General features: G+C 54.1%; 24 protein-coding genes. 7 read left to right on the top strand and 17 right to left on the bottom strand.

What is annotated here, in order from left to right; all coding sequences use genetic code 11:
* Positions 1-7: 7 nt before the first annotated feature.
* The 7 genes from ACFQ1Z_RS08350 to ACFQ1Z_RS08380 all read right to left on the bottom strand — a co-directional run bounded on the left by ACFQ1Z_RS08350 (position 8) and on the right by ACFQ1Z_RS08380 (position 5,901).
* A complete protein-coding gene (locus ACFQ1Z_RS08350; protein ID WP_379056955.1) occupies positions 8-415 on the bottom strand; it encodes a hypothetical protein in 408 nt (135 codons plus the stop codon).
* Positions 416-453: 38 nt separating this feature from the next.
* Positions 454-1,239 carry a PulJ/GspJ family protein gene (locus ACFQ1Z_RS08355; protein ID WP_379056957.1) on the bottom strand — a complete coding sequence of 262 codons (786 nt, stop codon included), beginning with the start codon at positions 1,237-1,239 and terminating at the stop codon, positions 454-456.
* The gene (locus ACFQ1Z_RS08360) at positions 1,223-1,846 is read right to left on the bottom strand and encodes a prepilin-type N-terminal cleavage/methylation domain-containing protein (RefSeq protein ID WP_379056959.1); all 624 of its coding nucleotides are present in this window, start codon (positions 1,844-1,846) and stop codon (positions 1,223-1,225) included. Before ACFQ1Z_RS08360 ends, ACFQ1Z_RS08355 begins: the two co-directional genes overlap by 17 nt.
* A gap of 26 nt (positions 1,847-1,872) precedes the next feature.
* A complete protein-coding gene (locus tag ACFQ1Z_RS08365; protein ID WP_379056960.1) occupies positions 1,873-2,364 on the bottom strand; it encodes a Tfp pilus assembly protein FimT/FimU in 492 nt (163 codons plus the stop codon).
* On the bottom strand, positions 2,349-2,804 hold the full coding sequence (locus tag ACFQ1Z_RS08370) for a type II secretion system protein (protein WP_379056962.1): 456 nt from the start codon (positions 2,802-2,804) through the stop codon (positions 2,349-2,351). The genes ACFQ1Z_RS08365 and ACFQ1Z_RS08370 overlap by 16 nt, the downstream gene beginning before the upstream one ends.
* A gap of 224 nt (positions 2,805-3,028) precedes the next feature.
* The gene (locus tag ACFQ1Z_RS08375; RefSeq protein WP_379056964.1) at positions 3,029-4,243 is read right to left on the bottom strand and encodes a type II secretion system F family protein; all 1,215 of its coding nucleotides are present in this window, start codon (positions 4,241-4,243) and stop codon (positions 3,029-3,031) included.
* A 5-nt stretch (positions 4,244-4,248) separates the two neighbouring features.
* On the bottom strand, positions 4,249-5,901 hold the full coding sequence (locus ACFQ1Z_RS08380; RefSeq protein WP_379056965.1) for a GspE/PulE family protein: 1,653 nt from the start codon (positions 5,899-5,901) through the stop codon (positions 4,249-4,251).
* Positions 5,902-6,042: 141 nt separating this feature from the next.
* On the opposite strand from ACFQ1Z_RS08380, the gene trmL reads away from it, so the two are divergent.
* Entirely contained in the window at positions 6,043-6,507 is a 465-nt protein-coding gene (gene trmL / locus ACFQ1Z_RS08385) for a tRNA (uridine(34)/cytosine(34)/5-carboxymethylaminomethyluridine(34)-2'-O)-methyltransferase TrmL (protein WP_379056966.1), read from the top strand.
* Between the two features lie 225 nt (positions 6,508-6,732).
* Positions 6,733-8,901, top strand: a complete 2,169-nt coding sequence (locus ACFQ1Z_RS08390; RefSeq protein WP_379056967.1) for a UvrD-helicase domain-containing protein — start codon at positions 6,733-6,735, stop codon at positions 8,899-8,901.
* A 103-nt stretch (positions 8,902-9,004) separates the two neighbouring features.
* Here the strand turns inward: ACFQ1Z_RS08390 and ACFQ1Z_RS08395 are convergent, their stop codons facing one another.
* The 4 genes from ACFQ1Z_RS08395 to ACFQ1Z_RS08410 all read right to left on the bottom strand — a co-directional run bounded on the left by ACFQ1Z_RS08395 (position 9,005) and on the right by ACFQ1Z_RS08410 (position 12,001).
* A complete protein-coding gene (locus ACFQ1Z_RS08395) occupies positions 9,005-9,790 on the bottom strand; it encodes a BPSS1780 family membrane protein (RefSeq protein ID WP_379056968.1) in 786 nt (261 codons plus the stop codon).
* Positions 9,791-9,810: 20 nt separating this feature from the next.
* Positions 9,811-10,737, bottom strand: a complete 927-nt coding sequence (locus ACFQ1Z_RS08400) for a homoserine kinase (protein ID WP_379056969.1) — start codon at positions 10,735-10,737, stop codon at positions 9,811-9,813.
* 46 nt (positions 10,738-10,783) lie between these two features.
* Complete coding sequence (locus ACFQ1Z_RS08405) at positions 10,784-11,128, bottom strand: DUF2782 domain-containing protein (protein ID WP_379056970.1); 345 nt, start codon at positions 11,126-11,128, stop codon at positions 10,784-10,786.
* A 147-nt stretch (positions 11,129-11,275) separates the two neighbouring features.
* A complete protein-coding gene (locus ACFQ1Z_RS08410) occupies positions 11,276-12,001 on the bottom strand; it encodes an LOG family protein (protein ID WP_379056971.1) in 726 nt (241 codons plus the stop codon).
* A gap of 162 nt (positions 12,002-12,163) precedes the next feature.
* Between ACFQ1Z_RS08410 and polA the strand changes: the two genes are divergently transcribed.
* The 5 genes from polA to ACFQ1Z_RS08435 all read left to right on the top strand — a co-directional run bounded on the left by polA (position 12,164) and on the right by ACFQ1Z_RS08435 (position 16,790).
* A complete protein-coding gene (polA, locus tag ACFQ1Z_RS08415; protein WP_379056972.1) occupies positions 12,164-14,923 on the top strand; it encodes a DNA polymerase I in 2,760 nt (919 codons plus the stop codon).
* Positions 14,924-15,032: 109 nt separating this feature from the next.
* Positions 15,033-15,251 carry a hypothetical protein gene (locus tag ACFQ1Z_RS08420; protein WP_379056973.1) on the top strand — a complete coding sequence of 73 codons (219 nt, stop codon included), beginning with the start codon at positions 15,033-15,035 and terminating at the stop codon, positions 15,249-15,251.
* Positions 15,252-15,375: 124 nt separating this feature from the next.
* Positions 15,376-15,615, top strand: coding sequence for a GlsB/YeaQ/YmgE family stress response membrane protein (locus ACFQ1Z_RS08425; RefSeq protein ID WP_379056974.1), 240 nt, complete (start codon positions 15,376-15,378; stop codon positions 15,613-15,615).
* A gap of 160 nt (positions 15,616-15,775) precedes the next feature.
* Complete coding sequence (locus ACFQ1Z_RS08430; protein ID WP_379056975.1) at positions 15,776-16,516, top strand: competence/damage-inducible protein A; 741 nt, start codon at positions 15,776-15,778, stop codon at positions 16,514-16,516.
* A gap of 4 nt (positions 16,517-16,520) precedes the next feature.
* Positions 16,521-16,790: a YkgJ family cysteine cluster protein gene (locus ACFQ1Z_RS08435; RefSeq protein ID WP_379056976.1), complete on the top strand. Its 270-nt coding sequence runs from the start codon at positions 16,521-16,523 to the stop codon at positions 16,788-16,790.
* Between the two features lie 7 nt (positions 16,791-16,797).
* Here the strand turns inward: ACFQ1Z_RS08435 and lgt are convergent, their stop codons facing one another.
* The 6 genes from lgt to ACFQ1Z_RS08465 all read right to left on the bottom strand — a co-directional run bounded on the left by lgt (position 16,798) and on the right by ACFQ1Z_RS08465 (position 25,283).
* On the bottom strand, positions 16,798-17,589 hold the full coding sequence (gene lgt / locus ACFQ1Z_RS08440) for a prolipoprotein diacylglyceryl transferase (protein WP_379056977.1): 792 nt from the start codon (positions 17,587-17,589) through the stop codon (positions 16,798-16,800).
* Between the two features lie 52 nt (positions 17,590-17,641).
* Positions 17,642-18,967: an MFS transporter gene (locus tag ACFQ1Z_RS08445; RefSeq protein WP_379056978.1), complete on the bottom strand. Its 1,326-nt coding sequence runs from the start codon at positions 18,965-18,967 to the stop codon at positions 17,642-17,644.
* A 9-nt stretch (positions 18,968-18,976) separates the two neighbouring features.
* Positions 18,977-19,168, bottom strand: a complete 192-nt coding sequence (locus ACFQ1Z_RS08450) for an MlaA family lipoprotein (RefSeq protein WP_379056979.1) — start codon at positions 19,166-19,168, stop codon at positions 18,977-18,979.
* Positions 19,169-19,399: 231 nt separating this feature from the next.
* The gene (locus ACFQ1Z_RS08455) at positions 19,400-20,851 is read right to left on the bottom strand and encodes an efflux transporter outer membrane subunit (RefSeq protein ID WP_379056980.1); all 1,452 of its coding nucleotides are present in this window, start codon (positions 20,849-20,851) and stop codon (positions 19,400-19,402) included.
* A gap of 8 nt (positions 20,852-20,859) precedes the next feature.
* On the bottom strand, positions 20,860-23,994 hold the full coding sequence (locus ACFQ1Z_RS08460; RefSeq protein ID WP_379056981.1) for an efflux RND transporter permease subunit: 3,135 nt from the start codon (positions 23,992-23,994) through the stop codon (positions 20,860-20,862).
* Positions 23,995-24,080: 86 nt separating this feature from the next.
* Entirely contained in the window at positions 24,081-25,283 is a 1,203-nt protein-coding gene (locus ACFQ1Z_RS08465; RefSeq protein ID WP_379056982.1) for an efflux RND transporter periplasmic adaptor subunit, read from the bottom strand.
* Positions 25,284-25,297 lie beyond the last annotated feature (14 nt).

The raw sequence follows: 25,297 nt of genomic DNA on the forward strand, positions 1-25,297 counted from the left end.
TTCCATGTTAGTTGCATTCCTCGCTGCCAGGTGGGGTGTTATAGATACACCGGCTCAATGTCACTGTGATTCTTCGCTCTATATAATCTTGCGACCCCGCCACGCCAACCGAAGCGGTCGAGGTGATGGTATAAATATTAATATCCTGAGTGTTGCCTTTGTCTTGCGCAACCGTTCGGTTGCAAGCGAGCACAATATTAAAACCATTCACGGTAAACGGCGCAGGCGGTACCGGACAAACTTGCATGCCAGCGGGTGTGAGTACCTGAAAAGCAGCCCATTCCACCCCTGCTCTGGCCGCCAGATAGGCCTGCGCACCCTGCACGTCCTGGATAGTGCCCAAATTGGCCAGCATTGCCAGTCGCATGGCGTACCCTACCAGTGCCGCAAGGGTGACCAGTAGAAATATTGCCATAGGCAACATAAAACCTTTTGCGCGATAAGCAATGTTTTTCATGGCGAATTCACCACATTGATCAAGTTAACCAGCCTGACCACCCCGCCATTTTTAGATAACTCCAATTGCGCAGTGACCACGCTTGAGTGCTGCATCACGCCTTCGGTGTAGGTGAAACTGCAGCCGGTGACATCATCGGCCACCACGCGCGCAGTCAAGCCATTGAAGTTGGCCGGATGTGCCGAAGGGATAGCCACACCGCTATACATCAGCAGGCGGCGGTTAGGCAGGTCGCACACGTAAAACACCGCGCCGTTGACGATATAAAAACGACTGGCAGGAGAAGGTAGCGGGAAAGCCGCCCCGGTATATTGCACCTGGGTCAGATTGCTGCCCGGCGCGCTGCTGATGGTGCGTATGGTGTCGCCACTGTAAGCATCAGCACCCGGTATGCCCAGGTTATAGATGACCAGCTGATCCCCCGCCGACACTGGAACAGGCTCACTCAACACAGTAAGAGTATTGAGAGGCTTTTCAAAATCATCCTGTAAATAGCGACCACCCGCCCGTATCGGTACAAACTCCACATAATTGCCTGCGACAGGCACAAAGACGCTGTTCGGCAAGGCATTACGCACATCACGCGACATACGCCGCAATGCGACATCGGCACGGTCAGCCAGCTGGTAATAGGCTTCAGAATTCACATATGCCATCACCGAATGCCGGATAAACGTGGACGAGATACCGCCTATGATGGCCGTCACCGTAATGACGATCACCAGCTCTACCAGCGTAAAGCCGCCTACTGAACCGCGTGTTTTCTTAAACTTTGGGCGCATAACGAACCTTGAAACCGGTCAGTCTGATGGTGGTGTTGGCCGGGCCGGTGACAGTGACCACGATTTTCAAAACTGCATCTGCAGCCATGCCGGTAAACGGGGCCGTACCACCGGCCTGGCTGATCGCTACGGCAGCGCTGTAGGCAGTTAACCCGGGGATAGAGGCAGTGCTGCCGATACGGCAAATACTGGCACAGCCACCGCCGGGCATGGTAAAACCGCCATAATCCGCCACATTATCAAAAGGATTACTGGCACTGTACCGGCTTTCGTTTGCAGGAGTGGGACCATTGAGGTTTGCGTTTTGCGCATTAGTGCAATTGCCGTAACCAGTCGCCGTGCCGGCATTCGGGTCGTCAGGGTCACAAAAGGTGAACGGCATCTGCTGGATCTCCTGCATCAGGGATTCAGCAATGGCGATGGCCTGCTTGCGCGCCAGCGGGTCTGCCGAGTGACCGCTCATCCAGGACAAAGCGCCAACCACCCCGGCAATCGCAGTGGTGACGATGACGATAAACACCACCAGTTCCACCAGCGAAAATCCGCGATTGCGTTTTCGGCTGTGGGCACTGCTGTGTTTATTTTTTTGATTGAAAGTGTGCGTCATATGTGGTGACCGCCAACCAGCGACGGTCAACGTATATAGCCTGTATCCTGCTCAATATTCACTGTGAATGATTGCGCACCATTCTTGTTAGTCACTGTGTAACTGGAGGCGACATTGGGGATCGCCCGCCCCAGCGCATCAAAGCCCAAACTATTATTGAAAGCACTCACAGTGACACTTTTTGAAAAGGTGAATACATAAGCGGTGCCGGTTTCGGGATTGATGACGCTTTGCGCACAAGCTGCATCAAAACACAAACGAACAGTATTAGGCGTCACCGCGGCATTTCGTATAGCATAGACATCCCGTCGCTGGGCGATGGCGGTTTTTTGCGCATAACGCAGCGTAGATGAAAGTAAACCCGCGTCACCGCGGGTTTCAAAGATATCGCCATTTGCAAACCTTGGCGCTGCGACTGCCACCATCACTCCTGCCAGCGCAATCACAACCACCAGTTCTACCAGTGTGAATCCCCGTGACGCTACGACACGCATATTAGCAATTAATTGCCGCCGCATTTATCTTTGGTTAAGTTCGCTGTATCTACCACACCCGTTGTTGGGTTATAGGTCAGCGTACATGTAGCAGAAGTCGCAGAGGCAAAGGTAGCATTATCAACACCACTGGTACCCCAAGTTGGCTTGAAAGATGCGTCGTCTAGCGATTGTAAAGCAGCCCCTATGCCTGCCTGGGTGGATTGTGGGTAACCTTTATCAGTCACGTTCACTGTCTGAGTGCCATCCATTAAGATCGTTGTACCAGTACCACCGTTTGCGATCCAGGCAGCACGGGACATATTGGCTGCAGACCTCATTGAGGCAGCCAGCCCTTGCATGGCCGCCACTCGCGCATTTGACTGCACATTCACAAACCGTGGTAAAGCGGTCGCTGCCAGAATACCTAATACTGCAATCACCACGACCAATTCAACTAATGTAAAGCCCGCTTGTTTTTTCATTACAAAGACTCCTAATCAAAATTCCCTGCCTTTATTCGCACAGTGACAGGTTCTAACTGCGTTAATTTCATTCCAGCAAAATCCGTGCCAGACAATTTTGGTCCATATTCATTCGTAATATACGACCGCTGATTACTGCTACTACGCCGGGCTTGAAGCCGAGTTCTTATAAACACAACACTTTTACAAAAACCATCTCGCAACCTGCGGTCGCTTACTTCAGTTTAACCACCTTTAAGCATGACAGAACTCATATCCCAGATCGGCAGGAATACGCCCAAAGCCAATACCAGCACCAGCGCACCCAAGAACATGATCATAATAGGCTCGATCTGCGCCCCTAATGTCTTAACGTCATATTCCACGTCAGCTTGATACATATCGGCGATTTCTTGCATTAATTCATCCAGCGAGCCGGATTCTTCACCTACCGCGATCATTTGCAGCACCAGCGGATTAAACACCCCGGTTTGCGTGGCTGTCCTTAAAATGGTTTCGCCGCGCTCTATGCCGGTAGACATGCTGAGTATCTTGACCGAAATATAATCATTCTCTACGGTTTGTGATACCAGGCGTAATGCAGAAAGTATGGGCAGGCCACTGCGGGTCGATAGCGCAAAACTGCGCGCAAACCTAGCCATGGTGCCTTTGAAGATGATTTTTCCGGCAATCGGGATACGCATCTTGATGCGATCCCAGTTCGAGCGTCCGGCAGCTGTGCTGACATAGGATTTAAATGTCCATACCGCACCGGCCACCATCGCAATCAATACGAACCAGTAATTGCGCATAAAACTGGAAAATCCTATCAGTATCTTGGTGATAAAAGGCAGGTCGGCATGCATGCTGGCAAACACTTTTTCAAACTGTGGGATCACCATGATATTGATCACGATGATGGCAATGGCCATGGCCGTCATCACAAACAAGGGGTAACGCAAAGCGGATTTGATCTGCCCGCGCATAAAGCGCTCAAATTCAATATGTTCTGCCAGCCGGGCGAAAATATTATCCAGATTACCGGTGGTTTCGCCCACGCGTATCATGCTGATATAAAAGCTATCGAACACTTTGGGATGCTCGGCGAGTGCGAGTGACAATTCGCGCCCTGAATCCAGGCTGACCCGCAACTGACCGACCACGCGTGCCAGTTTGGCATTGCCGACCGAACTCTGAATGCCGGTGAGCGCGCGCATGATAGGAATGCCGGCTTTGAGCAAGGTGAACATCTGGCGGCTGAACAGCATCACGTCCAGGTCAGTCACTTTTTCTTCAAACAGGTTGAGGGCGACGGCAACGGCAGCTCTTTGCTTGATTTCAATCGGCGTGATCTTAGACAGCATCAGGGCGGTGCCCAATGCGTCCAGGTCTGAGGCTTCCTGTGTGCCGGAAACCAGCAGGCCATCTTCACTACGTCCCTTGTAATCAAATACTGGCATGGTCTTTACCCTTCAAACTGGTTATCTACACGCATGATCTCATCCAGTGTAGTCTTACCCTCTAAAGCGAGTTGCAAAGACTGGTCGCGCAGGGTTTGTCCCTTGAGCTTTTCACGCGCTTTGGTGATAAACACGTTGGTGTCCGGCATGTTAGCCGCCAGTGCCAGCTCGTTGGTCATTTCCAGCAGTTCATACAGGCCGACACGCCCCAGGTAACCGGTGCGGTTGCAGTGCTGGCAACCTTTGCCATGCTTGAATAAAGCCGGGATCTCTTCAGGTGGCAATACCTGGCGCAACCAGACCCGCTCAGTTTCATTCGGGGTATGGTCAACCGCACAGTGCGGGCAGATCAACCTGACCAGGCGTTGCGCCATCACACCCAGCAATGACATGGCCACCATAAAGCGTGGCACGCCCATATCGATCAGGCGCACCGGCGCGGTGGAGGCATCGTTGGTATGCAGTGTGGATAAGACCAGGTGACCCGTCATGGACGCGCGCAGACCGGTTTGGGCAGTTTCTTCATCCCGCATCTCACCCACCAGCACGATATCCGGGTCTTGGCGCAGGATGGCACGTAATAATTTGGGGAAATCCAGCTCTATCTTTTCACTGACCTGGGTCTGGATGATGCCAGGTAAGCGATACTCCACCGGGTCTTCTACCGTGATGACCTTGGTCTCGGGCGTGTTGAGTTCACTCAGGGCAGAATAAAGCGTGGTTGTTTTACCGCTACCGGTAGGGCCGGTGACCAGCACCATGCCACTAGGCCGGTTGATCATTTTGCGGAAACGCTCCAGCAGTTCCGGTGGCATACCCAGTTTATCGAGCTGGAAATGCGCAGTGTTCTGGATCAGCAAACGCATGACCACGGTTTCGCCATATTGGGTAGGCATGGTGGAAATACGCATATCCACCGCACGGCCTTTAACGGTAAAGCCAAAACGGCCATCCTGCGGCAAGCGTTTCTCTGAAATATCCAGGCCAGCCATGATCTTTAAACGCATGATCAGCGCAGAAACGATCTTCATATCCGCCTGGGTTTGGAAATGCATGACGCCATCGATGCGGAAACGGATCAGCAGTTTATTTTCCTGCGGTTCTATATGCACATCAGAAGCGCGCACCTGCACCGCATCTTCAAAAATGGTCTGCAGCAGCTTGACCACCGGGGCATCATCAATGCCCAGGTCCACGCCCATCAGGCTGGCGAGGTCTACATTGCTGGCGGCCAGGTCTTCCTGCAGCTCCAGCGCCAGTGAAGAGATCTGTTCGGTTTGCCGGTAGGATCTGTCTATGGTCTGCATGAGCAGACTTTCCTGCACCACCACGATATCGATATCGCGTTTGAGCAGCCGCACTAACTCATCGTAGGCGTAGACATCCGAAGGGTCGACCATGGCGATCAGGAAACTGTCGATACGTTCTTCGAGCAGGATGGCGCGGAAGCGGCGGGATTGCACCTCAGGCAGTTTTTGCACCTGTTTGGCGTCGAGTTCGTACTGACCGAGGTCGAGGAAAGGGATATTCAGCTGATGTGCCACGGCCTCGGCAATTTGCCGTTCACTGGCAAAACCTTTGTCGGCAATGACGCGACCCAGCCGACGGCCTGTCTTGCGCTGTTCTTCCAGCGCTTGATCAAGCTGAGCTTGGGTCATGTAATTTTGTCTGACTAGAATTTCACCTAGTCTAATTTTTTCGGGACGAGCCATGGCTTTGTAATTATTTATCGTAATAGACTTTCTCGTCTATCATATCACCAACATTCTAATCTTTCGTTTGTGAACAAACCGCTAAAAATGTTTCATATCGTGCTTTTTGAACCGGAAATTCCTCCTAATACCGGAAATATCATCCGTTTATGTGCAAATGCCGGGGCCAGCCTGCACCTGGTGCGGCCTTTAGGCTTTGAATTATCTGACAAACACCTCAAACGTGCCGGTCTCGATTACCACGAATATGCCGCATTGAATGTCTACGAAAACTGGGCCGCATGCCAGCAGGCACTGCAGCCAAAACGCATGTTTGCCATCACCACCAAAGGCAGCACCAGGCATAGCGACCTGTCATTTCAAGACGAAGATGTGTTTGTTTTCGGGCCGGAATCACGCGGCCTGCCTGAAGAGATACGTGCGCAATTCACGCCTGAGCACAGAGTCAGGCTCCCTATGCTGCCGCATAGCAGGAGTTTGAACCTGTCAAACTCTGCCGCCATCTTGTTATATGAGGCCTGGCGCCAGACCGGCTTTAGCGGTGGCGTTTGAAGCGGACAAAAAAAGCCCCGATTAAGGGGTAAATCGGGGCAATAGGCCTCATCGTAAAGGCTTCCGCTCAGGGAGGAAAGAAGCGGAAAGATGATTCATCATCATCGTGCTTGTATGAGTAGGTGCAAATTCAAAAAGTTCCAGCCGATTTATTTATGCTCATGAATAGTGATTTGATGGCGCGGGATAGGCTGCTCGAATGCCACATCATGCGATAATAATGCCATGCAATCTGAAATCGATCTATTACAGGGCCTGAACGACAAACAACTGCAAGCGGTCACCCTGCCGCATGTCTCGGCGCTGATCCTGGCGGGTGCGGGCAGTGGCAAGACCCGGGTGCTGACTACGCGTATCGCCTGGCTGATCCAGACCTCGCAGACTTCGCCCATGGGGCTGATGGCAGTGACCTTTACCAATAAGGCCGCCAAAGAGATGCTGACCCGCCTGACCAGCATGCTGCCTATCAACACGCGCGGTATGTGGGCTGGCACTTTCCATGGTTTGTGTAACCGCATGTTGCGCGCCCATTATCGCGAAGCCGGCTTGCCCAGTACTTTCCAGATCCTGGATACTGCAGACCAGCTTTCGGCTATCAAGCGCGTGATGAAAGTCATGAATGTCGATGACGAAAAATACCCGCCCAAACAAGCCATGGGTTATATCAATGGTTGCAAGGAAGAAGGTCTGCGTGCCGACGCTGTAGACGCCTACGATGGCCATAGCCAGAAACTGCGCGAGGTCTATGCCGCTTATGACCAGCAGTGCAATCGCGAAGGTGTCGCCGACTTTGCCGAACTGCTGTTGCGCTGCTACGAGCTGTTGCAACGCGAACCGCATATACGCGCGCATTACCAGCAGCGTTTTCAATATATCCTGGTCGACGAATTCCAGGATACCAACCGCCTGCAATATTTATGGCTGAAACTGCTGGGCGGTGCGCACAACAGTATTTTTGCCGTGGGCGACGATGACCAGAGTATTTATGCTTTCCGTGGCGCGCGCGTCGGCAATATGTCCGATTTCCAGCGTGACTTCAAAGTAGAGAACATCGTCAAGCTGGAAGAAAACTACCGCTCGCACAGCAATATCCTGGATGCGGCCAACGCCATCATCAGCAATAACAGCAACCGTCTGGGCAAGAATCTGTGGACTTCGGCCGGCAAAGGCGAGCCTATCCGCATTTATGAAGCGTATAACGACACTGATGAATCGCAATTCATCGTCGATGAAGTGAATATGCTGCAAAGCGAAGGCGTGCCCCTCAGCGATATCGCCCTGCTTTACCGCAGCAATGCGCAGTCACGCATACTGGAACATTCACTGTTCTCGGCCAATATCCCCTACCGCGTCTATGGCGGCCTGCGCTTTTTTGAGCGCGCCGAAGTCAAGCATGCGCTGGCCTATATACGCCTGATCGCCAATGCCAATGACGATACCGCCTTGTTGCGTATCATCAACTTCCCGCCGCGCGGCATAGGTGCGCGCGGACTGGAACAGCTACAGGAAGCCGCACGCCAGAACGAATGCAGTTTATGGCAGGCCGCCACCAACAAGGTAGGCGAAGGCACGCTGGGCAGCAAAGGCCTGGACGGTTTTGTCGCGTTGATCCGCCATATGGTGGACCAGACCTACGGCATCACCCTGGGCGAGGTGGCAGAAATGGTCATCAACCTGAGCGGCCTGATGGCGCATTACCAGAATGACAAAGAAGGCGAAGACCGGGTAGAGAACCTGCAGGAACTGGTCACCGCCGCTGTCGCGTTCAGCAAACAGGATCTGGGCAACCACCATAATATGGAAGAAGATGCGGACCTGATGACGCAGTTTCTCAACCATGCCAGCCTGGAAGCGGGTGACCACCAGGCGGATGTCGGCCATGAAGCGTTGCAATTAATGACGGTGCACGCCGCCAAAGGCCTGGAGTTTCATAGCGTGTTTATAGGCGGGGTCGAAGAAGGCTTGTTTCCGCATGAGCAGGCCGCTTATGAGAACGGCGGGCTGGAAGAAGAACGCCGCCTGATGTATGTAGCGGTGACACGTGCCCGCCAGCGCCTGTATCTGAGCTACGCACAAAGCCGCATGCTGCACGGCCAGGTGCGTTATGGCATCGCCTCACGCTTTATCGATGAGATCCCCGAAGCACTGACCAAACGGCTGAACAGCAAACCGGCAGCCAAGACCTACGCCACCGGCGGCCAATATACGCCGGCCAAGAGCACACAGGCCAGCTATCCGTTCAAGATAGGCCAGGGTGTACGCCATGGCAAGTTTGGCGAAGGGGTCATCGTCAGCTATGAAGGCAATGCCAGCGACCTGGCAGTGAAAGTCAATTTTGGCAGCGCCGGCCTGAAGACGCTGATGCTGGAATATGCCAGGCTGGAAAAGATTTAAAGCCTGGTGCTGGCCCAGGCCGGCGATGCAACAATAAAAAAACCGCCTGTTTTGCGACAGGCGGTTTTTTAATGCGATTTTCTTAGCTATCCAGCTTCAACCTTTATGCATGCAGCACAGGCGCAGCCCTGAACACATCTTTGTAACTGATATATTGCAATGCAAACATCAGGGCGCTGATCACCAGCAAAGCTGCGAACACCAGCAAAGGCATCAGCAACTCTGCCACCATAGGGATCAAAGCGCCCAAGATGCCTATGACCAGGCCCAGACCCAGCATCACCAACAGCATGCCTACTGTCATCACCACCCAGGAGATGAGCATGGGCACAAAATATTGCAGAATGCCGGCTATGCTGGATTTGATCGCTTTAGGCAGGTTATAACCATTCAAGGCGATCAGCATGGGCGAGAACCAAGTGGCGATAAACAAGGGCAACAGCAGCAGTATCAATTTGATCATGAATGGCAGGAAGCCTTCGAGAAACTTGGTCATCTGTGACTCTGTCATCCCCGCCTTGGAAGGCGCATGGGCAACCAGTTCAGCCAGCTCGCTACCCAGCAGCATAGTCGCCAGCAGCGTGTAGATCAGGCCGCTCAGCCCGAGCAACAACAAGGTTTTAATGTTGGTCTGCAGCTGCAGCCAGACGGTGCGCGGAACCAGCTGGCTCTGCAAGTCCATCTGCCTGTATAACATGACGAAAAAAGCCATACACGCCGGCCAGATCACCACAGTCGCCACTGCCAGGATCTTGTCCAGTGACGGCAACACCCTGAAGATCATGATATAAGCCAGTGCCCATAGCATCCAGACATGCGGCTGCGTCTTAAACAAGGCCAGACTCTCACGCACCCAGCGCAAGCCCTGTTGGGTTCCGGTTTCTGTCATATTCTCCCTTTTTTATCTTTTTAAGTGAAAGCTTTGCGGTTAAGCAGCACCCGCTCAAAATGTGCGGGGTCTTTGGCATGCGTGAGTTCACCCGCAACTGGATAATGAAAATCATACAGGCGCGATAACCAGAAACGCAAGGCAGCCCGCCGCAGCAATGCCGGCCAGTGGGTTTTCTCGGCAGGCGTAAAGGCACGCACAGACTGATAGGCATTCATGAACACCGCCAGTTTTTCATCAACAAAATGGCCATTGGCGTCTACGCACCATTCATTGACAGCAATGGCGACGTCATAGGCCAGCACATCGTGGCAGGCATAATAAAAATCAATAAAGCCGCCCAGCGCATCACCGTCAAACAGCACATTGTCGCGGAACAGATCCCCATGGATCACGCCGTGCGGCACATCGGACAGATCCAGGCTGTGTTGAAACTCCAGTTCTTCTTGCAGCAGGTGTTGCTGCACTGCCGTGAGCTTGGGCATGACCTGCTGGGCCGTCATTGCGCGCCAGCCTTGCCCGCGCTGGTTGTGTGACTGCTCATTGAAATCCAGCCCGGCAAAATGCATGCGTGCCAGCGTCAGCGCCACTGCCTCTATCTGCACCAGGTTAGGCTGGTCTACATCGCTGCCTTTCAGGCAGCTGACCATCAACGCCGGCTTGCCATGTATACGGTGCAGGGCGACGCCATCGCTATCGGCGATAGGCCTGGGGCACAGCACACCATGCCGTGACAGGTGCGCCAGCAAATGGACGAAATAAGGCAGCTCATCAAAATCGTTTTTTTCGAACACCGTCAGCACAAAGCGCGCCTGGCTGGTTTCTACAAAATAATTGGTATTGGTGATCCCGGCAGCAATGCCGCGCAAAGTCTGCAGCTCGCCAATATTAAAAGGCGTCAGCCACTGACGCACTTCTTCCAGACTCAGGGTGGTAAAAACAGACATGTGATTTACAGGCCCGCCCATTTCGGGCTGACCTCAAAGATTAGAATTAGAATCGGAACAGTGTCCATTTAGGCACGGACAGCGGACGGGTCGGGCCATCATTGACCCACTCACCGTTGCGGTCTTCGCGGTGCAGATAATAAGGCTTGCCGCTAGGCGGTGTCACCTTGACCATATAGACGTCGCCATTGATGCTGTATTCCTCAAGCTCGTTTTCGCCATCCTTGCGTTTGGTGATGGTCGGCTTGTCTATGGGCTGGCCCTCAATGATCTTTGGCGGCGAAGGGACTTCCTCCAGCAATTCCGCATCGCCCGGGGCGGCTGCCCAAACCGGCAGTGAAAAACCGGCAACACATACAACAGCAAGCAAAAAACGGGGAAAGTCACGCATGGATAACTCCTTAATCAGTGATTGCTATTCTAGCAAAAAGCCGCCACTCGGCGACATCTGCAACCACAATAACCGCGAAATAAATCAGCAAATGAAACAAATACACGAGCGCGGTGCATGCGCGGACGATGTTTTAATGAAAAACTGTTACAAATAAAGCTGCAGCTTGCGTTCAGCAGGCGTGAGCTCAAAGCCGGTGGTTTCATAATGCTTGAAGATGGCATCCACGATCTGCGGTGGCTCATCAATGAGCTGGATCAGGTCCATATCTGCCTCTGACGCCATGCCCTCAGCCACCAGCGTATTGCGCAACCAGTCTATCAGGCCAGCCCAGTACTGGCTGCCGACCAGGATGATAGGCAGCTTGCGGGTTTTGCCAGTTTGCACCAGCGTGATTGCCTCCATTAATTCGTCCAGCGTACCAAAACCGCCAGGCATGACGACAAAGGCACTCGCATATTTGACGAACATGACTTTGCGCATGAAGAAATATTTAAAGCTGATGCCTATATCCTGGTAGGGATTGCCATGCTGCTCAAAAGGCAGCCTGATATTCAGGCCCACACTGGCACCACGCCCGGGGAAAGCACCTTTATTGGCCGCTTCCATGATGCCGGGGCCACCGCCAGACAGCACACTAAAGCCGGAGTCTGAAAGTAGCCTGGCGATCTCTTCGGTCTGCTTATAGTAAGGATGATCGGGTTTGGTACGCGCGCTGCCAAAAATCGATACGGCAGGCATGATGGCTTTGAGGTTCTCGGTCGCCCCCACAAACTCAGCCATGATCTCAAAGGCGTGCCACGATTCATGGCTGGCATCGGCACCGTTGAGCAATTCAGGCTCAACCGTGCTGGGCAGCTTTTGGTTGTTCATACATCAGTCCTTCAAATTACAAACAAAATTAGTGTACATGAAGTGGCTTTGAATTGCGTAAAATACGCCTGTGAAATGTTTTTGACTGTAAGCAATGGCATCAGCCTGTTGAAATGCAACTATGCAACTCAACCCAAACAATGAACCCTTGAGAACTTAATAATGAAGACCCTGCTTCTGGTTGACGGCTCCAGCTACCTATACCGCGCTTTCCACGCCATGCCTGACCTGCGCAACTCGGCTAATGAACCGGTAGGGGCGATACAGGGCGTGCTCAATATGCTGCGCCGCCTGCACAAAGACTACCCTTCTGATTACAGCGCCTGTGTGTTCGACGCCAAAGGCAAGACTTTCCGCGATGATCTCTATCCGCAATACAAAGCCAACCGCGTCAGCATGCCGGATGACCTGCGCGTGCAGATAGAGCCCTTGTACGAAACCATACGCGCCATGGGCTGGCCGCTGATCATTGAAGACGGGGTTGAAGCCGATGATGTGATAGGCGCCCTGGCCAAACAGGCAGAAAAACAAGGCATTAAAACCATTATCTCCACCGGCGACAAAGACATCACCCAGCTGGTCAACGCGCATATCACTGTCGTCAACACCATGCGTGATGCTTTCCGCAAAACCGATGACGTGCTGGATATCGCCGGCGTGGAGAACAAGTTCGGCATTCCTCCCGAGCTGATCATTGATTACCTGATCCTGGTTGGCGACACCTCGGATAATGTCCCCGGCGTGGAGAAAGTCGGCCCGAAAACCGCCGTCAAATGGCTCAAGGAATACGGCTCACTGGATAATATCGTCGCCAATGCAGACAACATCAAAGGCGTAGTCGGCGATAACCTGCGCAAAGCCCTGCCGTGGTTACCGACGGCCCGCGAGCTGATCACCATACGCTGCGATGTCGGCTTGTGTGAAAAATTTGATGACCTGATCCAGCAGGCGCCGGATATAGAGAAACTGCATGGCCTGTTCGACCATTTCGAGTTCCGCACCTGGAAGCGCGAGCTGGATAAACTAGCTGATGGCTCCACTGCCGGCACTGCCGCTGCCACCTCGCCGCAGCCAGCGGCTGCCGTTGCCACAAAAAATGATTACGTGCCTGACACTCGCCGCCAGTACCAGACCATAGTGACGGAGGCGGCGCTGGATGACTGGTTGCTACGCCTGCAACAGGCAGAGCTGCTGTGCTTTGACACCGAGACCACCTCGCTGGACCCGCTGCAGGCCAAAATAGTCGGCGTGTCATTCAGTGTCACGCCGGGCGAGGCCGCCTATGTGCCGCTCACCCATGATTATTTTGACGCCCCTGCCCAGCTGCCGCTGCAGGCCACGCTGGACAAGCTGAAACCCATACTGGAAAACCCGGCCATCAGAAAAGTCGGCCAGAACCTGAAATACGATATGCATGTGCTGGCCAATCACGGCATACACCTGCAGGGCGTCGCCCACGACACCCTGTTGCAGTCTTATGTGTTTGAGAGCCATAAAGGTCACGGCATGGATGAACTGAGCGAGCGCCACCTGGGCATCTCGCCTATCCCGTTCGAGGCGGTGGCCGGCAAAGGGGCCAAACAGGTAGGTTTTAACCAGGTCACCGTGGAACAGGCCAGCGAGTATTCTGCCGAAGATGCAGATATCACCCTGCAACTGCATCACGCACTGCACCCGCAGGTGGCTGCATCCTCCAGGCTGGAATTCATCTACCAGCAGGTTGAAATGCCCAGCATGCTGGCATTGCAGCGCATGGAGCGTCACGGCGTGCTGATAGACAGCCACATGCTGAACCGCCAGAGCAACGAGATAGGCCTGCGCCTGATGGAACTGGAAAAACAGGCTTATGAGCTGGCAGGCCAGCCATTCAACCTGGGCAGCCCCAAACAATTGCAGGAGATCCTGTTTGGCAAGCTCGGCATCAAGCCGTTAAAGAAAACGCCTTCTGGCGTGCCTTCTACCGATGAGGATGTACTGCAGGAACTGGCGCTGGATCACCCCTTGCCTAAAGTGCTGCTGGAATACCGCGGCCTGGCCAAGCTGAAATCGACCTATACCGACAAACTGCCAAAAATGATCAACGCCGCCACCGGGCGCGTACATACCAACTACAACCAGGCCGTGGCCATCACCGGCAGGCTGGCCAGCAGCGACCCCAATCTGCAGAATATCCCGGTGCGCACGGCAGAAGGCCGCCGTATCCGTGAAGCATTTATTGCCGCACCCGGCAGCCACATCGTCTCTGCCGACTATTCGCAGATCGAGCTGCGTATCATGGCGCACCTGTCGCAGGACGCAGGCATGCTCAGTGCGTTTGCCAACAATGAGGACATACACCGCGCCACTGCGGCTGAAATTTTCGGCGTAGAAAAAACCAGTGTCGATAATGAACAGCGCCGTTATGCCAAAGTGATCAACTTTGGCCTGATTTACGGCATGAGCGCCTTTGGCCTGGCGCAAAACCTGAATATAGAGCGCAGCGCCGCACAAAGCTATATAGAGCGCTATTTCGCCCGTTACCCCGGAGTGCGCAAATATATGAGCGAAACGCGCGAGCTGGCCAAACAGCAAGGTTATGTAGAAACCATTTTTGGTCGCAGGCTATGGGTGCCGGAGATCAACAGCGCCAACGGCAATCGCCGTGCCGGTGCTGAACGCGCCGCCATCAACGCACCTATGCAAGGCACCGCCGCCGACCTGATCAAACTGGCCATGATCGCAGTGGATAAATGGCTGACTGAGGAAAAACTGCACAGCAAACTCATTATGCAGGTGCACGATGAACTGGTGCTGGAAGTGCCGGATGCAGAACTCGCCCTGGTCAAACAACAATTACCGTTGCTGATGCAAAGTGTGGCTACGCTGGATGTGCCGTTACTGGCCGAAGTCGGCGTCGGCAACAACTGGGAAAGTGCGCATTAGCGACAGTCGCTACAATGCTGCAAACCAGGTCAAAACCGGCATGCATGGGAAAAGCGCCCCCGCTATGTTAAGGTAATGTTTCCTACAACTGAAAAGGGGCGGCACTCTCATGAAATCATCTCTCATTATCGGTATTATCCTGATCGCACTTGGCTCTGCCGGTCTGATCTACAAAGGTTTCAGCTATGAAAGCAAAGAGACTGTGGCAAAGATAGGCTCGCTGGAAGCCAGTGCCGATATCACCAAAGATGTTGAAATCCCGCAGGCATTGAGCGTGATCCTGATCATTGCCGGGGCTGGCATCGTACTGGTAGGTTTGAAAAAATAAACTGGCGGCATTCCCGTATCAGTCTTTTCTGACAAGTTTTTCCTACAAGCTCTGACAGATGTAGCCTGCAGTAACCATTAATATGGCTGCTCAAACATTTGATAACAACAATGAGGAAATAACTATGATCTGGACCATCGTAATTGGAATTATTGCTGGCTGGTTGGCAGGTTTGATTATGAAGGGCGACGGCTATGGCCTGATCTGGGATCTGATCCTGGGGATAGCAGGTGCAGTCGTCGGTAGCTGGCTGTTTGGTTTATTGGGCCTGAGTGCGAGTGGCGGTTTGATCGGCAGCATAGTCGTCGCTACCATAGGTGCGATCTTCCTGATCTTCCTGTCGCGGGCTTTGCGCAAGGGCTGACCTGCAGGCAGTAATTAGAGAATGAAGACAATGGCGATGACCTGACAGTCATCGCCATTTTTCTTTTGTGCCTGCATGTAGATTTGCCGACTGGCGCACAAATAAATATGCCGCCGCCAGCGGTATAATTGCTGGCATCTCATCATTGGTCTGACTCACTATGCAGTCCTTCGGTATCTATATCATAGGCGACGAAATATTGTCCGGCAAACGCCAGGACGCGCACCTGAGCAAAGTCATAGAGTTACTTTCCGCACGCGGCCTGCCACTGAGCTGGGCCTATTTTATTGCCGATATCCCCGAGCAGATCACCAGCCACCTCAAAGCCAGCATGGCACGCGGCGAGGTGGTATTCAGCTTTGGCGGCATAGGTGCTACGCCGGATGACCATACCCGGCAATGCGCGGCAGCAGCGGCCGGGGTGCCTATAGAGCGGCATGCGGGTGCGGTCGCCAATATAGAAGCACAATACGGCGCCGGCGCTTACCCCAAACGGGTGCTGATGGCGGATTTTCCGCAAGGCTGTGAGCTGATCCCCAACCCTGTCAACCGCGTCGCCGGTTTCAGCATCAACCAGCATTATTTCGTGCCTGGCTTTCCTGAAATGGCGCACCCTATGGTCGAGTGGGTGCTGGATACCTATTACAGCCACCTGTTTCACACGCGGGACCACATAGAGCAAGCCATAGTAGTGACAGAAGCCGGCGAAAGCGACCTCATAGACCTGATGAACCAGATGCTGCTGCAATACCCCATGCTCAAGCTGTTCAGTCTGCCACGCACCAACCAGCGCAGAACCACAGAAGTCGGCATGAAAGGCGAAAGCGGCCTGGTGCAACAAGCCATGCTGCACCTCAAAGCCGGGGTCACGGCACTCGGTTACCCGTGGGTGGATGTCTGAAGCTATGCAATGCCGTCCGCAATGCGGGGCCTGTTGTATCGCCCCTTCTATCACCAGCCCTATTCCCGGCATGCCGCATGGCAAGCCGGCGGGAGTAGCCTGCGTACAGCTGGATGAGCACTTTGGCTGCAAACTATTTGGCAAGCCGGAACGTCCGGCATTTTGTGGCGGCCTGCAACCCAGCCTGGAAATGTGCGGCACGCCGCAGCAAAGCCGCGACTATGCCATCACCTGGCTGCAGGCACTGGAGCTGGCGACGCAGCCCGGATATTGACCTGAGATCAAGGCTTGCGATAAGCCCAGCGCAACATGGCCAGACCGGCCAAAATCATAGGGATGCACAACCATTGACCCATGCTCAGGCCTAAAGACAACAAGCCGAGAAAGCTGTCTGGTTCACGCGTGAACTCAACCAGGAAACGGAAGCTACCATAGCTGAGCAGGAATACCGCTGAAACCGCGCCTATAGGACGTTTCTTGCCGGCAAAAAACCACAGGATCAAAAACATGGCCACCCCTTCCAGCGCAAATTCATATAACTGCGAAGGGTGCCTGGCCAGGGCGTCCACTTGAGGAAACACCATGCCCCAGTCAGCATGGGTAGGCCTGCCCCATAACTCAGCGTTGATAAAATTACCGAAACGGCCTGCGCCCAAGCCAATCGGCACCAGCGGGGCGACAAAATCCATCAGTTGCAGCCAGGCCACGCCACGTTTGCGCGCAAACAAAGCCATTGCCACCATCACACCGATAAAGCCGCCGTGAAAAGACATGCCGCCCTGCCACAAGGCAAATATCTCCAGCGGATGCTGCAAGAAATACAGCGGCTGATAAAACAATACATAGCCCAGGCGGCCACCCAGCACCACACCCAGCGCGATATAAAACAGCATATCGTCAGGGTCTTTGTGCTGCCACGGTGAGTTGGGGTCTAGCTTACGCAGGCGTTTGACCTGATATTGCCCCAGCCACAGCCCGCCAAAAAAGCCCACCAGATACATCAGGCCGTACCAGTGGATGCCAAAACTGCCAATCTGCAACGCAATAGGGTCAAACCCGGGGTGGATAAACATATACGATGGCTTTGCTGTAAAAAAGCTGCATTATACCTGCTGCGCTAAAACTTCAGTCATGCACGCTGTCTTGTGGCCTGATTTGCCACACCGCCCACGCGCTGATAGCTGCCATCACCGACATATACCAGCCCACCCAGCTCAGGCCGCCTTGCTGCACCAGATACTGCGCGATCGCCGGTGCAAATGAAGCACCCAGGATGCCGCCCAGCTGGTAAGCCAGGCCGGCGCCACTATAACGCACAGCGACCGGAAACTGCTCGGGTAAAAAAGCACCCATGGGGGCAAATGTCACCCCCATTAAAAACAGGGCCAGAAACAGAAACAAGGCGATCCAGACTAATTGCCCGCTGCCCAGCATGGGCGCCAGGGCAAAACCCAACAGCAGCGCCAGCGCCTGGCCGACCAGCAATACCGGCCGCCTGCCGGCACGGTCTGCCCACCAGGCTGCCAATGGTGTCGCCAGCGCCATCCCCAGCACGGCCACACATAACAGCAGCAGGAACACCGGGCGTGGGATATGTAATGCCTGCGTGCCATAGCTCAGGCAAAACACGGTCGCGGTGTAAAACAAGTGATAACACACACTCATGGCCAGGGCGCCCAGCACAATGGCGCGGCCATGTTGCAATATCAGGCTTTTCAGTGGCCAGTGATGCAAATGGTGTGCGGCCTGCGCTTTGGCAAACACCGGGGTTTCAGCCAGCTTGAACCTGACATACAAGCCCACCAGCACCAGTGCCGCACTGATGATAAAAGGCACCCTCCAGCCCCACCGGATGAACTGGGCTTCGGTCAGGCCCAGGCTCAATGCGAGAAAAGTCAGCGTCGCCAGCAGAAAGCCTATGGAAGGCCCCAGCTGCGGAAACATGCCATACCAGCCGCGCTTGCCCGCAGGTGCGTATTCAGTCGCCAGCAAAGCCGCCCCTGCCCACTCGCCGCCCAGCCCTATGCCCTGGCCGAAGCGCAATACGCAGAGTAATAATGGCGCCCACATGCCCAGCGTGTCGTAACCCGGCAACAAGCCGATCAGGAAAGTGGAGGCACCCATCACCAGCAATGAAGCCGCCAGCGTCGACTTACGCCCACGCTTGTCGCCAAAGTGGCCGAACAGCAAGGCACCTAAGGGGCGGGCGATAAACGCCAGGCCAAAAGTCAGCAAAGCGTTTAATGATTGCGCCGCAGGGTCGCTGGCCGGAAAAAACACCTGCCCTATCACCAGCGCCGCGGCCATGGCATAGATATAAAAATCATAGAACTCTATGGCTGTGCCTATAAAGCTGGCAAACGCGATGCGGCTCAGGGAAGGCGCGCCTGCAGTGGACGCGCCTGCAGTGGAGGATGGTACGGAAAGTGAGTCTGTTGATGAGTGATGCATGGCGCCATATTAGGCGGGCTGGCGTGTTTTGCAAACTTTCTGATAACCCTTAGCGACCGGCTTTAATACCACCTCATCCAGCTTTTCATTAAACGCAAACGTCTTACGGTTTATTGCTTCCAGCGGGTCTGGATCACGCGTGGTCGCGCACCCGGAAATGGTGGCAAGTAAAAGCAAATAAAACATGCTGGCTTTGATCAATGTGCTACTCCTCTGAAACCTGGGTATTGCCTAAAACATCTTGTAACTTACGCTACAAAAATGACCGTATGATGTTATTTGTATGGATAGTGGGCAGGTTTGCTCGCCGGCGGGCCAAGTCTGGAGGCTATGCAAGGCTGTTCATATACTTGGTAGATTTCGCTGCAGGAAACAAAAAACCGGGCGTGCAAGGTACTGCACGCCCGGTTTCTTGGACCACAGATAACACAATTACTTTTTGTAATACTCTTCTTGTTTCACGCTTTCTGGCTTCCAGCCGCCACCCAGGGCCTTGAACAGGTCTACAGTGGCTATCAGGGTGTTCTGACGGCTTTGTACCATGGCCTGTGTCGCTTCGTTATGGTTACGCTGCGCATCCAGGACTTCCAGATAGCTGGTGTATCCGGCCTGATAACGGTTTTGCGCCACCGTCAGGATATTCGCCGTGGTTTTTTCCTTGGATTGCGCCAGCGCTTCCTGCTCGCGATACTGGCTGGTGTTCACCAGCGCATCACTGACTTCGGTAAACGCGGTCTGCAAGGTGTTCTGGTAACTGGCCAGGGTTTGCTTTTGCTGCGCAGTGGCCTGCTCTTCACGCGCTTTCAGCCGGCCGCCATTAAAGATAGGCAGGTTGATATCCAGCCCCAGTGACCAGACCCGTGCCGGTGATTTCAGCAAGTTATTCAGCGCGATACTTTCACCGCCATAGGTGGTGGTCAGCGCGATACTCGGGTAGAAAGCTGCACGCGCCACGCCTATATTGGCATTCGCCGCGATCATGGCTTGCTCAGCCTGGCGTACATCCGGCCGTGCTTCCATCAATGCTGAAGGCAGGCCTGTAGGTGGTGTCAGCGGTTGTGGCATCGCCATCAGGTCACCGGCCGGGATCTTCAGGCCCAGGTCTGTGGTTAACAAGCCCAGCTGATGCTCGCTCAAAGCACGCTGTCTTTTCAGTTCCAGCGCCTGCGTTTGCAGCGTGGTAACCACTAACTCCGCCTGATGGGCATCGAGTATGGTAGACACACCACCTTCAACCCGGCGTTTAGCCAGGTCCAGGCTGTCTTGTGCCGTTTTCAGGTTTTGCTGGTTGACCAGCAACTGGCCGTCCAGGCTGCGTATCATCAGGTAATTGTTGGTGACCAGGCTGGAAAGTGACCAGGTGACGGCCTCTTTGGCGTAGCGGGTCGCCAGCAATTGCGCGCGTGCCGCCTCATTGCCGCGGCGCAGCTTGCCCCAGAAATCCAGCTCATAACTGCCGTTCAAGCCTATCTTGTAGGTTTTACGCGGGTTATCGCCAAACACCGGGAAGATACCGGATTCAGTCACCCGGTTACGTATGCCTGAGGTGGTACCGGTCACGGTAGGCAGCAGGCTGGCACCGCTTTCACGCGCAAATGCATCCGCTTCTTCTATGCGGGCAACTGCGGATTGCAGGTTGTTGTTTTTCGCCAGCGCAGTATCTACCAGCTGGTTGAGCTTGCTGTCGTTAAACAATGTCCACCATTGTTGCAATGCCAGTTGCTGTTCCTGGGTCAGCTGGCCAGCCTGGCCAGTGGTATATTCTGCAGGCACTACCGGCTCAGGCCGTGAATAAAATGGCCCCAGCACCTGGCAACCAGCCAGTGACATGGTGACCAGCCCTAACAGCAGCGACTGTTGCAATGGTTTTAAAGTCAATTTCATTGTCGGTTTCATACCGATTCCTCTTCTTCAATATGACCGTGGTGACGCACTTTTTTCTCGTTGGTCAACCAGGTAAAGAACAATGGGATAAAGATGGTGGCAATAAATGTCGCCAGCAACATACCGCCAAACACGCCGGTACCCATAGACTGCCGCGCTGCCGCGCCAGCCCCGGTGGCAAACACCAGCGGCAGGATACCCAGCATGAACGCCATGGAAGTCATCACGATAGGCCTGAAACGCAGACGTGCGGCTTCCAGTGCGGCTTCGGCTAACGGCATGCCCTCTTCCATCTTCTGCGAGGCGAATTCCACGATCAGGATCGCGTTCTTCGCCGCCAGCCCGATCAGGGTGATCAAGCCGATCTGGAAGTAAATGTCGTTATTCATGCCACGTGTCAGCACAGCGATCAAGGCGCCTGTCATCGCAAACGGGATCGCCATAATCACAGCCAGTGGCAACGCCCAGGTTTCAAACTGTGCCGCCAGGATCAGGAACACCATAATGGTCGCAAAACCAAAGGCAACCAATGCGGCAGAACCGGTACGGTTTTCCTGGTAAGCCTGACCAGTCCAGGCGATCTGGTAGCCATCTGGCAGGTTCTCTCTGGCAATCTTCTCCACCAGTTTGATCGCGTCACCCGAACTCACACCAGGCGCGCCGCTACCAAACACTTTGGCAGACAACAGGCCGTTGTAGCGCTCAAGCTGTTCAGCACCGACGATGTTGCTGACTTTAGCCAGGGCCGACATAGGCACCATGTTGCCGTTAGGGCTGTCTTCAGTCGGCTGACTACGCACATAGACTTTGCCCAGGTCTTCCGGTTTCATACGGTAAGCGGCTTCGGCTTGCAACTGCACGCGGTAAGTACGGCCGCTACGGTTAAAGTCGTTTACATACAGCGAACCCATGGTGCTTTGCAATGTGGCATAAATGTCGGCGATCTTCACATTCTGTGACAAGGCCTTGGCTTCATCCACCTCAATAAACAACTGCGGCACGGTGGGGCGGAAGAAACTGTTGATACCGGTTAATTGCGGATTAGCGCGCATGGCATCCATAAAGTTGTTCATGACTTGCGCCAGCTTGGCGGCATCGGTATCGCCATGGGCTTGCACATAAACTTCAAAACCACCGGCAGAACCCAGGCCACGAATGGCTGGTGGGTTCACCGCAAAGCCCATACCGTCAGGCTGGCTCATGCCGACACCAATCAGCTTGCCTACCATCTGGTCTGCATTGGTGGTCCGTTTATCCCAGTCCGTCATACGCACGAACATGGTACCGGCGTTGGTCTTATTGGCACCGGTCAGCAGTTCAAAACCGTTCACCGCAAACTCGTGCGCAGTGGCTGGGTCTTTGGCGATGGCAGAACGGATGTTTTCCACCGTTTGTGAAGTCCGTTTCAGGGTCGCGCCATCCGGCATGACCACGATACTGATCACATAGCCCTGATCTTCTGGCGGCACAAAGCCACCCGGTACTGCGCGGAACAGGAAGATCATGACGATCACCATGCCACCAAACACCACGGCACCGATGATTTTATGATGCAGGGTCAGGTTCACCGTGCCAGTGTACCAGCTGGTTAATCGGCCAAAGCCACGGTTAAACGCACGGAAGAAACCATTTTCATGGTGGCTGTTTTTCAGGATCATGGCGCACAGGGCTGGCGTCAGCGTCAACGCCACTACACCCGAGATCACCACAGAAATGGCAACAGTCACCGCGAACTGCCTATACAGTTCACCGGCGATACCACCCTGGAAAGCGACCGGCACGAACACCGCACACAGCACCAGCACGATAGCCACCACCGCTGCCTGTACCTGGGCGATAGACTTGATCGCCGCCTGTAAAGGATTGAGGTTTTCTTCCTTCATCAACCGTTCGGTGTTTTCCAGCACCACGATGGCGTCATCGACCACGATACCAATGGCAAGAATCATCGCAAACATGGTCAGCAGGTTGATGGAGAACCCGAACAGGTATAAACCGGCAAACGTACCGACGATAGAGATAGGCACCGCGATCATAGGGATCAAAGTCGCGCGCCAGCTCTGCAGGAACAGGAACACCACCAGCACCACCAGGATCAGCGCTTCACCAAAAGTGTGGAACACTTCTTCGATCGTGGCTTTCACAAAGTCACTGGTGTCGTAAGGAATGTTGTAATCCATGCCCTCAGGGAACTTGGCTTTCAACTCATCCACTTTGGCCTTGATCGCTTCTGCGGTTTCCAGCGCATTGGCACCGGTCTGCAAGAAGATAGGCAGCGCCACCCCTGGTTGCCCGTTCAGGGCAGAAGCCACGTTATAGGTTTGCGCACCCAGCTCGATACGCGCCACATCTTTCAGGCGCAGCACGCCGTTAGGGCCTTGTGCACGGATAATGATGTTGCCGAACTCTTCAGGCTCGATCAGACGGCCTTTAGCGGTCACCGTAAACGATAATTGCTGACTAGGCAGGGCCGGTTCGGCACCTATCTTACCCGCGGCATATTGCGCGTTCTGTGCATTGATGGCAGCAGAGATATCAGTGGTGGAAACCCCCAGTTGTGCCATACGGTCAGGGCGCAACCAGATACGCATGGAGTAATCCTGGCCACCAAAAATGGTGACATCGCCCACGCCTTTGATACGCTTGAACTCATCCAGCACATTCAGTGTGGCGTAGTTACTCAGGAACAGACGGTCATGCTCTTTTTTCTTGGAGATCAGCATCACCACCAACAGAATATCGTTGGAACGCTTTTGCACCACGACACCGGTCCTGCGCACATCTTCCGGCAGCCTGGGCAAGGCGATATTCACGCGGTTGCTGACGTTAAAGGTCGCCTGGTCGACATCGGTACCAATATCAAAAGTCGCCGTGATGGTCAGTGTACCGCTACTGTCTGAACTAGAGTTGAAGTAAAGCAGGTTTTCCACCCCGCTCAACTGCTCCTCAATCGGGGCAGCCACGGTTTTAGACAGTGTCTCGGCACTGGCGCCAGGATAGCTGGCTGTGATCAATACGGTTGGCGGTGCAATCTGCGGATACTGTGCGATCGGCAATTTAAATGCCGCTGCCAATCCTGCCAACACGATGATGATAGACAGCACGCTGGCAAAAATCGGGCGTGTGATAAAAAATCGGGTCATATCGTTTTTCCTGAAATCGGCCTGAACCAAGAGTGTTCAGGCCGTAAATAACATGATTTTGTTACTAAGGACCTGGCTAAACCTGCTTAAGATTTAGCCTTGTCTTGCGCGGCAGGTTTCTCTGCTGCTGGCTGACCTGCTGCAGGCGCGGCGTCTGGCGCATGCGGCGCAACTGGCGCACCTGGACGCACTTTGATCAGGTTATCAAGAATCACCTGGTCACCGGCCTTCAGGCCTTCAAGCACGCTCCAGCGCTCACCGAACCAGCCACCAGCCACGATAGGCCGCGCAGCAGCAACGGTTTTGCCTTCTTTATCTTTTTCCGCCACAAACACGAATTTGCCTTGCTGGCCGGTCAACACCGCAGTTTGCGGGATCAGGAACACGCCATCACGCTTGCCGGTAGTCAGACGCACGCGTACAAATTGGCCGGGCAACAATGCGCTGTCCGGATTCTGGAACTCGGCACGTAACTGCTGGGTACCCAGTGCCGGATCGATCTGGCTGGCTGAGAAGTTGATTTTGCCTGATTGCGGATATTCACTGTTGTCGCCCAGGATCAAACGTACATCTTGTACCTTACCTGGACGCAGATGACCACCCAGGCTGATCAGGTCAGATTCCGACAGACTGAAACGCACCCAGATAGGCGACACTTGCACTATGGTGCTGAGCAAAGTGGTGTTGGCACTTGCCAGCGCACCTTCAGACAGTACAAAACGGCCGGCGATGCCGCTTTCCGGTGCCTTGACGTGGGTATAAGACAGATTCAGCTCTGCTTCACGCAATTGCGCCTGATACTGCATCATGGTCGCAGTGGCCACTGAGTTATCAGAAGTAGCGTTATCGTACTCACGCTGGCTAATCGATTTAGTCTCCAGCAAGCCTTTCAGACGCTGCGCTTCACGCGCAGTCTGGTCTATCCTGGCTTTTTGCTGGGCGATCATGGCGCGCGCCTGGTCTACCTGCAATTGGAAAGGCATAGGGTCGATCAGGAACATGTCCTGGCCAGCCTTGACGGCCTCACCTTCCTGATACAAGCGTTTCAGTACTATGCCACCAACGCGGGGGCGTACTTCTATCTGCTTGGCACCTTCGGTTTGTGCGACCACTTCGGTCTGGATAGGCACTGTTTCGGCAGTGACTGATTGCACACTGACCGGCATGGCCTGCATGGCGCCAGCGCCAGGCCCTTGTTCGTTGGCAGACTTTCCGCAAGCACTTAATACAACGCCCAAAGCCAATAAAACCACTGCACGATGAGGTTGGATACTCTGTGAAATCAACATGTTATCCCTTAATA

Source organism: Methylophilus luteus (assembly GCF_042676265.1).
Lineage (GTDB): Bacteria > Pseudomonadota > Gammaproteobacteria > Burkholderiales > Methylophilaceae > Methylophilus > Methylophilus luteus.